The sequence below is a fragment of the Paenibacillus sp. MCAF9 genome (genome assembly GCF_052114265.1).
Taxonomy (GTDB): domain Bacteria; phylum Bacillota; class Bacilli; order Paenibacillales; family Paenibacillaceae; genus Pristimantibacillus.
Genome location: NZ_JBFREL010000003.1, coordinates 529,684 through 546,015, shown reverse-complemented (window position 1 = coordinate 546,015; position 16,332 = coordinate 529,684). Strand labels below are relative to the sequence as shown.

Sequence of the window (16,332 nt, the reverse complement as noted above, 5' to 3'; positions counted from 1 at the left end):
GGATGAAAAGTGGTCCGTCGGCAAGAAATATATTGAAATGACAGTGTACCATGAATGGCGTAAGAAAAAACCAAAAACAACGCAAGAACCTACTCTTGATGAGTAGGCTTTCTGTTCGAGGATTTTACACACAACTTTGGACTTGACCYAGATTTRAAGAAAATTTGGTTAAATAAGTGCATTTCTGCACTTAGATGAAGATGCTGCAGGCGCTGCCGCAAAAGTCTTTGCATGACAGGRRAACATCCCCGTTTTCAAATGAAAGGACTTCAAATTCCACTGTATAGTGGAGCTTGAGGTCCTTTTTCTCGATGAAAATAAGTTCTAAGCAGTGCTCAAAAAATCGCAAAATGACTTTTGAGACAGCCCCTTTTTTAGTTATATAAGATCTAAATTATTCAACTTTCGCATTCGTTTCGACTGTTGGAGAGCGTAGCCAGCAAAAGTAGAGGATAGCACAAGCCGACTACGAACAAATAGGGCTGTGCTAGGAACTTTCAATTCTTTTTTTAGTGAATGGAGAGATAATCGCATCAAGTTACCAAAAATGGTCATCGGTCTACTCTATTTATGCCGGATGGCAGCTTTTACAATGGTGGTACGCAGTAAGCAATAGCGTTGCCTTTCAACAAAGCGAGGCCATAACAGAGCATGGAGGGAGTTGCAAAATGAAGCTGTCACTTAGCATGTGGAGCATGCACAGAACCGTGAGAGAAAACGGATGGAAGGTGCTGGATTTTCTATCCTTTTGCAAGGATGAAGGGATTGAGGATGTCGAGCTGTTGAATGTGTTCTGGAAGGACGTTCTGGAGGAACTGCCAAGCGTGCTTGCATTTGTGAGAGATAATGGCATCAAGGTGTCCAGCTACGCGGTAGCCAATGATTTCGTCAAGGCAACCGAGGAGGAAAGAGCAGGGGCGCTGAAGGAGATTACGGATGCCTACCCTGTTGCGAAGATACTGGGAACAAACGTCATCCGCGTGTTCTCCGGCAACCACAGCGACATTGCAACCTACGAAGAAGCGCTGGACTGGATTGTGGATGGACTGAAAGAAGCTGCTGCGGTCGCTGAGAAGGAAGGTTTGGTTCTCTGTTTGGAAAACCACGGAAAGTTAGCGGGAAGCGGCGAACAGGTCAAAACGATCATCGATCGGGTTGGTTCTCCGGCTCTGCGATCCACGTTTGACACAGGCAATTTTCTGCTCGTAGACGAGCATCCGACAGCCGCGCTTGAGACGCTGCTCCCCTATGTCTCGCATGTTCATTTCAAGGATTTTGAAATGCGTGAAGACGGGCGTTATAAGTCTCTCGGAGGCAAAGCTTTTGAAGGAATCAACCTAGGAGACGGCGATGTTGAATTGGAGAAAATCGTGAACAAGCTGGTGGAGAATGGATACCGCGGAGCGTTTGTTCTTGAATATGAAGGTGTAGGCAGCGAGGCGGAAGGCATTCGGCGCAGCTATGACTATTTTGCAACCATTATTTAACCCCAAAGGAGATAAGCGCATGGAACGAGAAGCAATGGCCGACATCGTAGTTGTAGGAGGAAGCACGGGAGGAGTTGCGGCGGCGCTGGCAGCGGCGAAGTCGGGCAAAACCGTTATCATGACCGAGGAGACGGATTGGATCGGCGGTCAATTAACGAGTCAGGCGGTTCCGCCTGACGAGCATCCCTGGATCGAGTCCTTCGGCTGCACCCGGAGCTATCGCCGCTTTCGCGAGGATATCCGCGCTTATTACCGGGATGCCTTTCCACTCACGACAGCGGCACGGGAGAACGAACAGCTAAACCCAGGTGGCGGTACGGTCAGCCGTTTATGTCACGAGCCACGCGCGGCGCTTGCCGTTTTGGAGCGTCAGCTTGCTCCTTATGTACATAGCGGGCAACTGACGATATTGCGCCGCCATGTTCCAGTGAGTGCCCATTGCGATGGCGATAACATCGTCTCGGTGACGGTTAAAAGCTTGGACAGCGGGAATACGGTGCTGCTGAAGGCTCCATATTTTCTCGACGCTACGGAATGCGGCGACCTGCTCCCGCTGGCTGGCGTGGAATACGTTACGGGCGCGGAAGCGCGTGAAGAAACAGGGGAGCCTCATGCCGTAGAAGGTGAGGCGCTGCCGCAAGATATGCAGGGCTTTACCTATTGCTTCGCCATCGATTATCTGGAAGGCGAGGATCATACGATTCCAAAGCCAGAGCTCTATGATTTCTGGAAGGAATACAAGGCAGATTTCTGGCCGGATCGCCTGCTAAGCTGGACCGGTGTCAAGCCGGCAACGATGCAGCCGGTTCAGTACGGTCTTTTCCCTGGCGAAGGCGCTTTTTCGCTGTTCAAATATCGTCAAATCGCTGAGAAGGAGCACTACGTTCAAGGGACTTACAACAGTTCTATTTCGCTGGTCAACTGGCCGCAGAACGATTATTGGCTGGGCTCTATTATCGATGTGAAGCCGGAAGATAGGGAGCGTCACTTAAACGAGGCGAAGCAGCTCAGCCTGTCACTGCTTTATTGGATGCAGACAGAGGCTCCTCGCCCGAATGGGGGGAAAGGTTACCCTGGGCTAAGGCTTCGTCCCGATGTGGTGGGGACAGAGGATGGGCTTGCCATGTATCCGTACGTTCGGGAGTCGCGCCGAATCAAGGCGGAGTTTACGATTCTGGAGCAGCATGTTGCAACGGAAAGCCGTCCTGACGGCCGTGCGGAATATTTCTCGGATTCAGTAGGCATCGGCTGTTACCGCATTGATCTGCATCCCAGCACGGAAAATCAGCCCTATATTGATATATCGTCGCTGCCGTTCCAGATTCCTTTGGGCAGTCTCATCCCAGTAAGAGTGAACAATCTGCTTGCTGCTTGCAAAAATATCGGAACCACTCATATTACAAACGGCTGCTACCGGCTTCATCCGGTGGAATGGAATATTGGCGAGGCAGCGGGCTATTGTGCTAGCTTCTGCTTGGATCGCGGCTTGACGCCAAGCGATGTCCGCTCTTCGGAGACAGAGCTTGCCGCTTACCAGAGGTTTCTGGCTGCAGAGGGCATCGAGCTGGCATGGCCTTCGCTGCGTGCAGTTTAAACTAAATTAACTAATGAGGAGAAAATAGCAATGAGCAATCCTATTCGAATTGGCGTAATCGGAGCTGGCTCCATATCAGAAATGCACTTTGGCTCCTACAGCAAAAACATGGATGCCGTGCTGGTCGCTGTCTGCGACTTGAAGGAAGAACGGGCGAAGGCAAAGGCGGAGAAATATAACATTCCTAACGTTTACACCGACTACAACGAGCTGCTGGCGAACCCCGATATTGATGCGGTCAGCATCTGTACTTGGAACAACACCCATGCGGAGATTAGTATCGCCGCTCTGAAGGCAGGCAAGCATGTGCTTTGCGAGAAGCCGCTTAGCAAAACGGTGGAGGAGGCACGAGCGGTTGAAGCAGCTGTCAAGGAATCCGGCAAGACGCTGCAGGTAGGATTTGTCCGCCGCTATGCCTCCAATACGCGAATTGTAAAAGCATTTTTGGACAATGGTGAAATCGGCCCGATTTATTATGCCAAAGCTTCATGCATACGCAAGCTGGGCAACCCTGGCGGCTGGTTCGCTGATGTGGAGCGCTCCGGCGGCGGTCCGCTGATCGATATCGGCGTTCACGTCATCGATCTTTGCTGGTATTTGATGGGCAAGCCCAAAGTTAAATCCATTAGCGGCAACACCTACAACCGTTTAGGCAACCGCTCCAATGTGAAAAACTTGAAGTTCTACAAGGCAGCCGATTATGATGCAGCACTGAACACGGTTGAGGACATGGCCAATGCGCTGGTACGCTTTGAGAACGGGGCGTCGCTGCTGGTTGATGTCAGCTTTACGCTGCATGCGAAGCAGGATGAGCTGACGGTAAAGCTCTATGGCGAGAAAGGCGGCGTCGAGCTGGAGCCGGAGCTGACTTTAATTACAGAGAAGTATGACACAATTCTGAACGCCACGCCGCAAATTGACAATCTCTCATTCGAATTTGTGCAGGGCTTCCAAGACGAAATCAATTACTTTGTTGAAGTTTGCCAAGGGAAGAAAGACACGATCAGTCCAGTGCAGGACGGCGTTGAAATCATGAAAATACTTTGCGGCGTGTACGAGTCGGCAACTCTAGGCAAGGAAATTCATTTCGACTAGGGGAGGCGTGGAATCGGCATGTCTGTAAATATCGGAAATCCCATAGGCGTCATTGTAGACAGCTTTGGCGTCGGCGTTAAGGAAGGGCTGAAGAAGGCGAAGGAGGTTGGTGCGGAGGGGGTGCAAATCTATGCCGTTTCAGGCGAGATGGACCCGGCTAATCTCGGCGCTGCCGCCCGCAGGGAGCTGAAGGCTTATATCGATTCATTAGGGCTGGAAATCAGCGCGTTATGCGGCGACCTGGGCGGCCATGGCTTCCAGGATAAATCCGTTAACGAGGAAAAAGTAGAGAAATCAAAGCGGATTCTCGATTTGGCGCTGGACCTCGGCACGACCATTGTAACGACACACATCGGAATCGTGCCGGAGGACCAAGATGGAGAGGTGTTCGCTGTTATGCAGGAGGCTTGCCGCGAGCTGAATGAATATGCCAGCAGCATGAAGGCCTATTTCGCTATCGAGACCGGTCCGGAGACGGCGGCCCATCTGAAAGGTTTTCTGGATACGCTAGGTGGCAGAGGAGTATCTGTCAACTTTGACCCTGCCAATATGGTGATGGTGACGGGGGATGATCCAGCGGAAGGGGTTCGCCTGCTTAAGGATTACGTCGTTCACACCCATGTCAAGGACGGCATACGTCGCAAGGTGGTAGATCCTCGCATGGTATACGGTGCGCTTGGCTATGAGCCGATGGATCATGCCAAAATTGCGGAGATGGTGAGCACGGGACAGTTTTTCCGTGAGCTGCCGCTCGGCGAAGGGAATGTTGATTTCGACAGATACTTTACGGCGTTAAAGGAGATTGGATATAATGGCTATCTGACGATCGAACGCGAAGTTGGAGATCAGCCGGAGACCGATATACGCAAAGCGGTTCAATTTATTAAGAGCTTCCGCTAGCCCCAATTATTGAATCTAAGATTTAAGCGGGCACTTGTTGGAAGTGCAATGGAAATAACAGATTTATTCACATTTGCTGGATTGGACGTAAAGCGGTTGCAGGAGCGGCTATTGGAATAGGATGGGCTCAACAGCCTGCAAAGTTCGAATAGCCGTAAGGGCAGCCGCTTCTATTTATTCTAAAATATAGAAAGTATATTCTATAGCGATATCCGTATTACCTTGTTATTTATGCAACCGCTTTAATGTATGTTCGCTTTCATGACATGAAAAGAAGGTTGGTCTGATGCATTATGCCTTTCTACTCTTATTAGCTGTATTTCGTGTTATTATAGTTAACATATATTTTACGGGTAACAGTCAGTAGGTGGGAAAAAAGGCTGCTTTTGCTGGTTATGTACCGCAGTCTAGCGCTTGCTTGAAGGAGAAGTTGAATAGGGAGTAATGCCGGAGGCATTCCGGAAGAGATGGAGGGGGAGCTATGGAGCGCAAAAGGTTCAACTGTCGTTTGATTGTTCGGATAATAGCATTGTTAATGGTAGCTGCGACGGTGCCAAGCTGCAGCGAGTGGGAGAAGCTTGGCGAGCCGCTGCCCACATCGCAGAGCCGCGTCGCGATTTCGATGGTCATTAACGATTTGGGCATGACATTCCCGGATGGTTCAGACGAAAACGATAATCCTTATATAAACTATATAAAGGAACGTACAGGACTGGATTTGCGGGTCAATATTCCCCCTCAGGAAGTTTACGAAGAGAAATTGAACGTCATTATGGCTTCCGGAAATCTCCCAGATCTCATTCACACTTTCAACCCGGTTTGGTTTGACGAATATGTCAAAAAAGGGGCCTTTACGCCGCTTGACGACTATATTAACGAATATGGACAAGACCTGAAGAAGTTTATTCCTGAAGAGGCTTGGGATCGAATGCGCTACGATGGAAAAATTTACGGCATTCCAAGTTTAACAGACGTGCAGGGCATTGAGCTAATGTATGTGCGGAAGGATTGGCTCGATAAACTAGGACTGCAGCCGCCAAATACGCTGGACGAATATTATGAAGTCATGCGCGCCTTTGCAAAGGAAGACCCTGACCGGAACGGGCTCAATGATACGATGGGCCTTATTTTGCTCGAGGACATGGGGCGGACAGCGCCGTTTTTTGGCGCTTTTGGTGTTCAATTGAACTCTTGGGTGGCGCGCGATGGAAAGCTGGTTAATGGCAGCACGCTGCCGGAGACCAAGCAAGCGCTCGCTTTTCTGGCAAAGCTTTACCGGGAAGGGCTGATTGATCCGGAATTCCCGCTTAACCGCAACAATGCCTTTATCGAAAAAATCGAGAACGGAAAGGTCGGCATGTTCTCTGCGACTTGGTACGATACGCGAGGACCCATTGCAGCGAATAAAAAGAAAGATCCCAAGGCGGAATGGATACCGCTGGAGTATCCCGTCGGACCGGAGGGGCATAGCGGCGTATATAACAAGGATTTAATCCGCGGTTACAACGTGGTGCCGGTCGGTAAGAAACATCCCGAAGAAGTGGTAAAGCTGCTTAATTTCATCGTGGGAGACGGCAGGGAGACGTTGAAGCTTGGTTTTGAAGGCAAGATTTGGTCGATGAAAAATGGGAAAATGGTCACCGATTTTGTAGAGCATGACAAGCATTTGTACAGGGGCATCTACCAGTCGCTCGTCGATGTTATTGATCCTGTTATGGCTAAGGCTCGGTTGGATTCGCTCGGCGACTTTCACTTATACGATAATTTGCAGATGATTGAACAACATTTAATAAAAAACGAATTTTTCGGAATTCCGACACCGGCGATGAGCAAGTATGCCGGACATTTAGAGGAGCTTGAGAGCATTTTTACACAAATCGTGATGGGCATCGTTTCGCTGGATGAGTTCGACAGCTTTGTGGAGGAGTGGTACCGCGAGGGTGGCGCAGAGGTTACAGCGGAAGTTAATCAATGGTACGAAGCCCGCTTGAGCGCCGGAGGGGGGAGATAAGCATGAGAAATCCCGTCAAATGGTTTCGGGATCGCTTTTCCCGCAAAATCCAGTTTCGGCTAACCTGCTATTTTATGTTGATTTTGCTGCCGCTCGTCTTGGTAAGCCTATTTGCCGTTGATCGCTCCCGCAGCATTCTGCATGACCAAGCGGTGGAGCGGTCCAGTACGGTACTGAATTCAGCTATGGACTATATTGATTTGACTTTGCAAAATGTGGAGGAGATTTCGACGCTAATTGCAACAGACCCTGTGTTTATCAAGCTGCTCGCAGATAACGGAGCGGAATTATCGCCGCTCTCCATCGTCGATTTTTCGATGCTGCTGAAGCAGCTGTCGAATGTAAACTCTATTAATCATATCGTATCGCAAATATCCTTGTATCATCAGCCCTCCCACATGATGATATCGACGAATTATGGAGGGAGAAGGCTGAGCAGCCCTGAGCAGCAGCAATGGCTTGAGAATACCGCCATTACTAGCGGGACGGAAATCACTTATCTGCTGGCAGAGGAGCCGATTGCCGGCAACGCGACCTTCGGCAGCTTAATTAATACCGATAGCGTATCGCTGCTGCGAACCATGGATTTGTACAACAACAATCGCAGAGCGGATGTAGTCATTATTACAGTGGACAAAAGCAAGCTGATCAATCTGATGAAGTCGCTGCTCCCATCGCCTTCGGCTACCATTTATTTGCACAGCGATACCGGCAAATTGATTGCCGGGACAGGCAAGCTCGACGGCGCAGAGCATACGCTTGCGGAGGGCGGGGGCATGCCTGGCCTTCCCCGCACGACGGATGCGGAGATGACGGTGTCTATCGATTCGGAATATTCCAAATGGCGGCTGACGCTGATTCAACCCAAAAAAGAGCTGTACGCCAAAACAGATCAGCTTCGATTGTATACGTTAGCTATTATTTTCGTCAGCGTGCTTCTGGCGCTGGGCATATCCTGGCTCGTTTATATCGGTATCGCTTCTCCGGTAGATAAGCTGTTCAAGGGCATGAAGCGTCTGGGTACGGGAAATATGAATGTGCATCTGGAGAATACGCGGCACGACGAGCTGGGTTATTTGACGGAAGCGTTTAATCGGATGGTCGTAGACCAGAAGCGGCTAATTGAAGATCATTACGAGCAGCAGCTGAGGCTGGCCAAGACGGAGCTTCAATTTCTGCAAACTCAGATTAACCCTCACTTTTTGTATAATACGCTGGATTCAATTAACTGGACAGCTAAAAATTACGAGGCGGATGAAATTAGCGAGATGGTGCTGAATTTGTCGCGATTTTTCCGTCTAAGCCTGAACAAGGGCAAGGATGTATTTACGATTGACGAAAGCTTGTCGCATCTGCATTATTACATTCGCATTCAGCAAATCCGGTATTTGGACAGCTTTGAGGTGGAATACGACATTCAGGAGGATTGCCGCCCCGTCCCGATTCTGAAGCTGCTGCTGCAGCCGCTTGTGGAGAATGCTATCCTGCATGGGATGGAGGGGAAAACGGAAGGCGGAAAGCTTGTTATTTCCGGCCGAGTTAAAGATGGAGAGTCCGTTCAGGTCACCGTAAGCGACAATGGTTCAGGGATGAGTTCGCAGCGGCTAGCCTATATTCAACAAGAAATGAAGCGGCTGGGACGGCGTGAAGCGAATCTGTTTTCGCTGGAGGACGAGGAGACGGGCGACCTGTTCGGCCTGCGCAATGTAATGACCCGAATTAAGCTTTATTACGGCAAGGAAGCTGAATTGATCGTCGAAAGCGAGCAAGGACATGGAACCTCGGTCACCATTTCACTGCCGCTGGATCAATGCAAGGAAAGCTTTCGTTCTGTAACTCACCATACTCTGGAAAAAGGGGAGCGATCCGCATGAATTTAATGATCGTTGAGGATGAACTGCGGCTTAGGTTGGGACTCGCTAATAATATTCCATGGGAGGAGCATGGCATTGAGGTCGTCGGACTGGCTGCCAGCGGGGTAGAAGCGCTGGCGTTGATCGAGCGGAAGCGACCCGACATCATGCTGATTGATGTCCAGATGCCGGAGATGGATGGGCTGACACTGGTGAGGAAGCTTAGGGAATATCCAGACAACGGCGTGCAGCTAAAACTGATAATCTTAAGCGGGCATGACAATTTTGGCTTCGCTCAGGATGCTATCGCTTTAGGGGTTTCCCAGTATTTGCTGAAACCCGCGGCTGAAGAGGAAATACTGGGCGCCGTACTGGAAGCGGCAAAGCAGCTGCGAGACGAGATGGAGCAGTGGCGCGAGCAGGCAGAACTGAAGGTGAAATGGCGTGAGCATCTTCCCCATTTGCAAAGCAGTTTTATTCGGCAATGGGCAGCAGGCGACTACGACGATAGCGAGGTGCTGCGAAGAGGTGCGGAATATCAGATTGAGCTTGAGGAGTCTGACCGGATCGCAGTTTCGGTGGTGGATATTGACCCGCTTCCGCAAGGGGATGGCTGCTTTCGCGCGGAGGATGCTCCAATGTGGCGTTTTTCTTTGCAATGTCTGGCGAGAGAAATGCTGCCCGCTTCCTGTTGGGTGTGCGCTGATCATCAAGGGTACACGCTCCTTGTTTTTGTGCTGCGGCGCGAGGAGGAGCCGGGTGACAGCGCCTTGCGCGTACAGGCCTCGGTCGTTCAATTGTTGTCGCGCACCCGGGAGACGCTTGGGCTGACAGCGAGCGCAGGCATTTGCGCTGCGGCCGGAGGGATTGGCAGCATGAGCGCGCTGTATGCCGAAGCTTGCCGTGCCTTGCAGGAGCGTATTGTATATGGCTGCGACATCGCCATTCCTTACCGCGAGATTGGCCGTAAGGAACAGGGGGTTCAGGTACAGCAAGGGCTGGAGAAAGCGCTGGAGATCGCATTGGAAACCGCTGACGAGGCTAAGGCGCTGGAGGCGCTGCAAGGATTGTGGGACAAAAGCCTTGAGTCCGTGGAGACGGCGGAAGAGGTTCATGAGGCCGTCCTTTATTTGAGCAGCCTGTATATTCGCATGATTCAGAAGCAGGGCTGGCGAATTGGCTGCGTGGCAGGAGAGGATATGATTTATTTCGAGAACATCAGGCTGCTGGCGACGAAGGAGCAGATTCGGGCCTGGCTGGTCCGCTTGACTGGCCGCATCTGCGATTATCTGCAGCAGCAGCGGAAAACGACGAGCAATGGAGTGGTACGCTCCATTCTGTCTATCGTCAATCAGGAAATCGATCAGGATATTACGCTGCATACGGTCGCAGATCGACTTTTTATCAATTCATCTTACTTAAGCCGGCTGTTTAAGCAGGAGACAGGAGTACCTTTTTCGACCTATGTGCTGGAGCGCAAGATGGAACGGGCCAAATCCGTTCTGCAGAATGGGGGCAAGGTGTACGATGCCGCTCGTCTCGTGGGCTACCGGGATGTGAGCTATTTCACCAAGGTGTTCCGTAAATATTGGGGCGTCAACCCAGGTGGAGTTAAAGCGTAACAGCTGCGCCTAATTAGGTGGCGTGCAATAACCAAAAAAAATATAAGACAAAACCGCTTTCAGTTGTAGAAAGCGGTTTTGTCTTTTTTTATGCCGATTACGTTCCTTTGTGAGGAAATCAAACATCAAAGTACCAGAAATAGTAATGGCATTACTCTACCAACCCTGAGCGCTGGATACTACAATTTTAGGTAGAAAGCATCAAATCGAGGGGGAATACGATGAAAAGCGCAACAGCACCACTGGATAAGCCCCAGGCTAAAAACAATTATGTCAAACGGCTTGCTGCCGATGTCAAACGGGATTGGGATTTATATGCACTTCTTGTCCCTGGAATTTTGTTTCTTTTGCTCTTCAAATATGCCCCGATGTACGGCATTACCATCGCTTTTAAGGATTTCAATATCTTTGATGGCTATGACGCTAGCCCGTGGGTGGGATGGAAGCATTTTGCCAAACTGTTCAACTCTCCTGATTTTCTGCATGTTTTTCAAAACACCGTTATTATCAGTTTTCTGAAGATCGGTATCTTGTTCCCGCTGCCGATTCTCATTGCCCTGCTGTTGAATGAGATCAGGCGGATGTTGTTCAAGCGCGCGATTCAGACCGTTATCTATTTGCCGCATTTTCTGTCCTGGGTTATCGTAAGCGGTCTATTTATCGACATGCTTTCCAGCAACGGCGGTTTGGTCAACAAGGCAATGGGTATGATCGGCATGGAGCCGATCTCGTTTTTCCTGGACAATAGCGTGTTCCGGGGCGTTCTGATTACCTCAGCGGGCTGGAAGGAGACGGGGTGGAGTACCATCGTGTATCTTGCGGCCTTCGCCACGATTGATCCTGGCTTGTACGAAGCGGCCAAGATTGACGGAGCGGGGCGGATGAAGCAGCTGTGGCACATTACGCTGCCTGGCATCGCACCCATTATACTGCTGATGTTTATTCTAAGGCTCGGCAGCATTCTGGAGGCTGGCACTGAGCAAATTCTCGTCATGTACAATCCCACAGTATACAAGGTGTCAGATGTCATCGGCACCTATGTGTACCGAATGGGCCTCGGCAATCAGGACTACAGCTTTACGACCGCTGTTGGCGTATTTGAATCCGTTATTGCCTTCACGCTCGTCTTGGCGGGCAACGCGCTTAGCCGCAAATACCTGCAACGCGGGATTTGGTAACTGAAAGGGGAGTTTGCTGTGACCGTGAAAACATCGTTTTCAGAGAAGCTGTTCAATTTCTGCAACTATTTATTTTTTATACTGGTAGGTCTGACTACGCTGCTGCCCTTCGTTAACTTGATCGCCAAATCGTTCAGCAGCGAAGCGGCGGTCATTTCCGGCAAGGTCAATTTGCTGCCTATTGGCTTTCAGACTGGAACGTACATGTATGTGCTCAAGGATTCCATGTTCCTTAACTCTTTAAAAAATTCGATTCTTTTGGCCATTGTGGGGACGGCGTTAGGATTGTTCCTCACGACCATTACGGCGTATCCATTATCTCGCGTTCAGCTTCGAGGCAGAAAATGGTTTCTGCTGATGTTTATTTTCACAATGCTGTTCAGCGGCGGCCTGATTCCTACCTACCTGCTCATGCATAACCTTGGACTGGTCAATCAGTTTCCTGTTCTATTCCTGCCGGCGGCCATCAACGTGTTCAACATGCTGATTATCAAAAATTACTTTGAAGGGCTGCCGGACGGGCTGGAGGAGTCCGCCAAGCTGGACGGAGCAAGCAACATTCGAATTTTATTCTCCATTGTTTTGCCGCTGTCGCTTCCTGTGCTGGCAACCATTGCGCTATTTTTCGCGGTGGCGTTCTGGAACGACTATTTTACATCGATGATCTACATTACCAATCAGGATTTCAAACCGCTGCAGCTGTATCTGAAGGAACTATTGGTTTCCTCCAGCAGCGAGTTTTTGAAGGATAACGTGGACGCGGCGCTGAACACAACGCCCCAGTCCATTCAGGCAGCTTCAATATTGCTAGCTACACTGCCGATCCTGATGGTTTATCCGTTCTTGCAAAAATATTTTGTCAAAGGTGTGCTGGTAGGTTCGGTTAAGGGTTAAACCTATCGGCATGAAAGGCGGTGATGCTGTCAGCTTGTCATGATAGCGGGCAATGGAAGGGTAATGCAGTTTGACTTTAAAACACATATTCGGGAGGGTACTCTATGAAAAAAGGTTCTTGGTTGGCCATAGTCCTTGTATTTGCTCTTGCTCTTGCCGCATGCGGCAACAATTCCACTCCAGCTCCGGGCAGCGGCACAGGGGGAGATGGCGAAGGCAATCCCAAACTTACGATGCTGATGCAGTACAGCCTGTTCGATCCGAACGCAGACCCGGTTGCTAAAAACATAGAAGATGCTACCGGCTACAAGGTTACCTATGAAATGCTTCCGGCGGAAAGTGCCGACGAGAAGCTGAACTTGATGGTTGCGAACAAGCAAAACTTCGATATCATGAAGCTGGGTTCTGCTCAGTTCTACAAGCTGGCAACAGCGGGCGCGCTGGAGCCGCTGAATGATCTAATCGAAAGCCATGGCCCTAACATCAAAGCGGCGATTAAGGAAGATTCATGGGAAAGCGTTACGATCGACGGCAAAATCTATGCTATACCGGAGACTGGCTCTGGCATTAGCGTAGGCGAGGAGCTCGTTGTCCGTCAGGATTGGATGGAAGAACTGAGCTTGAAAAACCCGACAACGCCGGATGAGCTGTATGAGGTGTTGAAAGCGATCAAGAAAGCCAAAAATATTGTTCCGTTAACGGGCTCAAAGGATTCTATCTATGGAGATATTGCAGCAGCATTCGGCGTGCTGAACGACTGGAACGATGTGGATGGCAAGCTGCTGCATAAAGCAGAGCTTCCGCAGATGAAGGAATTTTTGGCTTATATGAACAAGCTGTACAGCGAAGGGCTGCTGGATTCGGAAATGCCGATCAATACGAGTGCGAAAGCGATTGAGAAGTTTTCCAGCGGCAATGCTGCAATGATCAAGCTGGCTTGGTGGAGTGCTTCTAGCGCAGAAGCTGCCCTTGTCAAAAACTTCCCTGAAGCCAAAATCGGCATTATTCCATACTTAGTTGGCAAGGATGGCAAATCATCGATTGGCGTTAACCTGGCAACTACTTGGTTTATTGCGATACCGAAGATATCCAAGCAAAAGGAGCATGCGATCAAGCTGCTCGATACCAAGCTGAAGAAGGATATCTTCATAAAGCTCGCCATTGGCGAGGAAGGCGTTCATCACGAAGTGAAGGATGGCAAATATTATCCCATTCTGCCTAAATTCAATGATGACTTAACCAATGCAAGCTCCTACATGACCGGGGTTAATGAATATGATTATCCGGCTTACTGGCAGGCGCGCGTTCGGAAGGACCCTGTGCTGCAAAGCTACTATGAGGCGTTTCAGGAAAACGCGGCGAAAGGCAATATTATCGTTGATCCGATGTCGATTGCGCCGCCGATCGATGCGGTATCCAAAAACAAGCAAAAGCTGACGAAGCTGCTGGACGACACGGTGCTAATGTATATCGCAGGTGCGCAATCTAGAGACAACTACGATACCTTCCTTGCGCAATGGATGGCAGAAGGCGGCGCAGAATCCGTCAAGGAAGCGAACGAGTGGTATCAAACCATTTCAAAATAAAGGCTTGCCTATAGACGTAGGCTTGATGGCAAAGGGGCAGCTGCGAATCGCAGGTGCCTCTTTGTCGCCCAGGCGAAATGCCCGGCATAATTGACTGAGGGGGAACAGAAATGAACGAACCATTTAAGCCGCATAAAGGCAGTGAAGTTGATATGTTAGCTATCCATGCCCAAGTGGAAGCTGCGCCAGAGGATATTACGATTACATTAGAAGGGCAGCGGCATGCTATATCGGCAGTCAACACCATTCCGGCGGCCGAAGAGTGGCTTGTCTTGTTTACAAGCGCATGGGGGAAATCGGTCACTGTTCCTGAGAATGGCGTTGCGGTGCAGGTAGGAACAGGCGGCTTGGTTTTACGCGTCGTTAATGAAGCGCCTGTCGGCTTCGCACCGGCTTGGTCGGGCCCAACGATACTAGACATCCCTGAGGATGGTTACGTGATTGTTGCCCTTGATCCCTTGTATGCTCCGGAAAGCAGCCGCTTCTTTTTGTCTACCTGCTTTAGAAAAGGAGATCGGATCAAGCTGCGCAAGGATGGTGCAGTGACTGATTATCACGGGCTGGCAGGCGCTGCTGATCATGAAATCAGCCTTTATTTGAACCATCCATCCGTTTATTCGGAAACGCAGACTGTAACCACGGTTAGCGGTATTGTGAGCGGCGGCAATGCGGGCGAGTTTCCGGTGCTAACGGTTAATGGTGAAGCTGCTGTGGTAGACGAGCATGGTGCTTTTGCCCATACGCTGAAACTGGCGCTTGGCGTAAACTTTGTTGATGTGGAGATCAAAACGGGGAACGAAACATCAGTTGCTCGAAGCTTAGCCATTTTTTCTAAGAGCCGTGCTGAGAGCAAGCAGAGGACGATCCTTTGGATAGATCAGAGAGCCAACAGTGGGAAGCTGCAGTCTGCGGACGCTGTAAGAAAACTGCTGGAGCGGGCAAAACATGCAGGCGTTACGGATATTGCGCTTGACGTTAAAGGGGTGGAGGGTTACGTTTCTTACTTCAAAAATCCGCTGACGAGCCGTCCCCACATGAGTGAATTGGTAAACGCTGGGCAGAGTATTCCTTATCCAAAGCTGGATTTGCTGCAGATTTTTATAGAAGAGGGGCATCATCTTGGTCTAGCTATTCATGCATCCATGAATGTATTTGCAGAAGGCTCCATTGTACGTGGTCAATATGCGATTCTAAATGAGCATCCTGAATGGGAGGAAATGGTTTACAAGCATCAGGATGAAGGCGTGATCAAGCGGCAGCGAGACAGCTCGGCTCCGGGCTTGGTTGCATTTTCCAACCCGCTTCATGAGAAGGTGCGCGAGCATCAATTGGCTGCTTTCCGGGAAGTGATGGCCGGCTATCAGGTGGACGGCATTATTTTGGACCGGGGCAGATACGACAATGAAACGGCGGATTTCAGTCCTTTGGCATGCAGCCGCTTTGAGGCATATTTGGCGGAAAGGGGCAAGCGGCTTCATCGTTGGCCAGAGGACATATTCGATTATGAAGGCAATACGAGAATAGATGGTCCGTTGATTTTGGACTGGTGGGCTTTCCGTGCAGGCGTCATTACCTCTTTTGTTGCGGAGGTCAAGGAGATGGTGGACGGTCATAATCGACAAACGGGAAGCGATGTTTTGTTATCTGCCTACGTGGGGTCTTGGTTTGATACCTATTATGTCAACGGTGCAAACTGGGCCAGCCCGGATTTTCAATATGACAGCCGCCTTCAATTTCAGGAGGGCTCCGTCTATACCAAGGACTACCGAGGCACTGGCTATGTCCGGCACTTGGATTTCCTCATGATTGGTACGTATCAGGATACGCTGGCCGAGGTGGAGAAATATATGGCCCTTGGCAATATTGCCACAGGTGGAGAAGTTCCGGTCTATGCGGGCATTTCCCTTAATCAAATGAATAGCGCGGAGCGGCAGAGTGAGGTATTCCATTCGGCTTTCCGGTACACAGACGGGCTAATGCTGTTTGATGCCTCGCATGCCGATTGGGATATGCTTAATCAGTCTTTAAAGAAAGAATAAAAGGATAGGTTATGGAGGCGCGCAGGCAGCTTTTTCAGAAGCCTACCAACATATGGTATAATGACTAGCATAA

11 protein-coding genes are annotated in these 16,332 nt (G+C 50.0%); all 11 read left to right on the top strand.

Annotated features, from left to right (window positions below):
• Window positions 1–668: 668 nt before the first annotated feature.
• The 11 genes from AB4Z45_RS07875 to AB4Z45_RS07825 all read left to right on the top strand — a co-directional run bounded on the left by AB4Z45_RS07875 (window position 669) and on the right by AB4Z45_RS07825 (window position 16,259).
• Window positions 669–1,487, top strand: a complete 819-nt coding sequence (locus AB4Z45_RS07875) for a sugar phosphate isomerase/epimerase family protein (protein ID WP_441908602.1) — start codon at window positions 669–671, stop codon at window positions 1,485–1,487.
• A 19-nt stretch (window positions 1,488–1,506) separates the two neighbouring features.
• Window positions 1,507–3,081: an FAD-dependent oxidoreductase gene (locus AB4Z45_RS07870; RefSeq protein ID WP_441908601.1), complete on the top strand. Its 1,575-nt coding sequence runs from the start codon at window positions 1,507–1,509 to the stop codon at window positions 3,079–3,081.
• Between the two features lie 30 nt (window positions 3,082–3,111).
• On the top strand, window positions 3,112–4,176 hold the full coding sequence (locus tag AB4Z45_RS07865) for a Gfo/Idh/MocA family protein (RefSeq protein ID WP_441908600.1): 1,065 nt from the start codon (window positions 3,112–3,114) through the stop codon (window positions 4,174–4,176).
• Between the two features lie 18 nt (window positions 4,177–4,194).
• A complete protein-coding gene (locus tag AB4Z45_RS07860) occupies window positions 4,195–5,076 on the top strand; it encodes a sugar phosphate isomerase/epimerase family protein (RefSeq protein WP_441908599.1) in 882 nt (293 codons plus the stop codon).
• Window positions 5,077–5,557: 481 nt separating this feature from the next.
• Window positions 5,558–7,087 (top strand): extracellular solute-binding protein, encoded by a 1,530-nt coding sequence (locus tag AB4Z45_RS07855; protein WP_441908598.1) that lies wholly within the window; start codon window positions 5,558–5,560, stop codon window positions 7,085–7,087.
• Between the two features lie 2 nt (window positions 7,088–7,089).
• Complete coding sequence (locus tag AB4Z45_RS07850; protein ID WP_441908597.1) at window positions 7,090–8,961, top strand: cache domain-containing sensor histidine kinase; 1,872 nt, start codon at window positions 7,090–7,092, stop codon at window positions 8,959–8,961.
• On the top strand, window positions 8,958–10,562 hold the full coding sequence (locus tag AB4Z45_RS07845; RefSeq protein ID WP_441908596.1) for a response regulator transcription factor: 1,605 nt from the start codon (window positions 8,958–8,960) through the stop codon (window positions 10,560–10,562). The genes AB4Z45_RS07850 and AB4Z45_RS07845 overlap by 4 nt, the downstream gene beginning before the upstream one ends.
• Before the next feature lie 221 nt (window positions 10,563–10,783).
• Complete coding sequence (locus tag AB4Z45_RS07840; RefSeq protein WP_441884929.1) at window positions 10,784–11,740, top strand: ABC transporter permease; 957 nt, start codon at window positions 10,784–10,786, stop codon at window positions 11,738–11,740.
• A gap of 18 nt (window positions 11,741–11,758) precedes the next feature.
• On the top strand, window positions 11,759–12,634 hold the full coding sequence (locus AB4Z45_RS07835; protein WP_339204792.1) for a carbohydrate ABC transporter permease: 876 nt from the start codon (window positions 11,759–11,761) through the stop codon (window positions 12,632–12,634).
• A 104-nt stretch (window positions 12,635–12,738) separates the two neighbouring features.
• Window positions 12,739–14,220 carry an extracellular solute-binding protein gene (locus AB4Z45_RS07830; protein ID WP_441908595.1) on the top strand — a complete coding sequence of 494 codons (1,482 nt, stop codon included), beginning with the start codon at window positions 12,739–12,741 and terminating at the stop codon, window positions 14,218–14,220.
• Between the two features lie 110 nt (window positions 14,221–14,330).
• On the top strand, window positions 14,331–16,259 hold the full coding sequence (locus AB4Z45_RS07825; RefSeq protein ID WP_441908594.1) for a hypothetical protein: 1,929 nt from the start codon (window positions 14,331–14,333) through the stop codon (window positions 16,257–16,259).
• The last annotated feature ends 73 nt before the right edge of the window (window positions 16,260–16,332 follow it).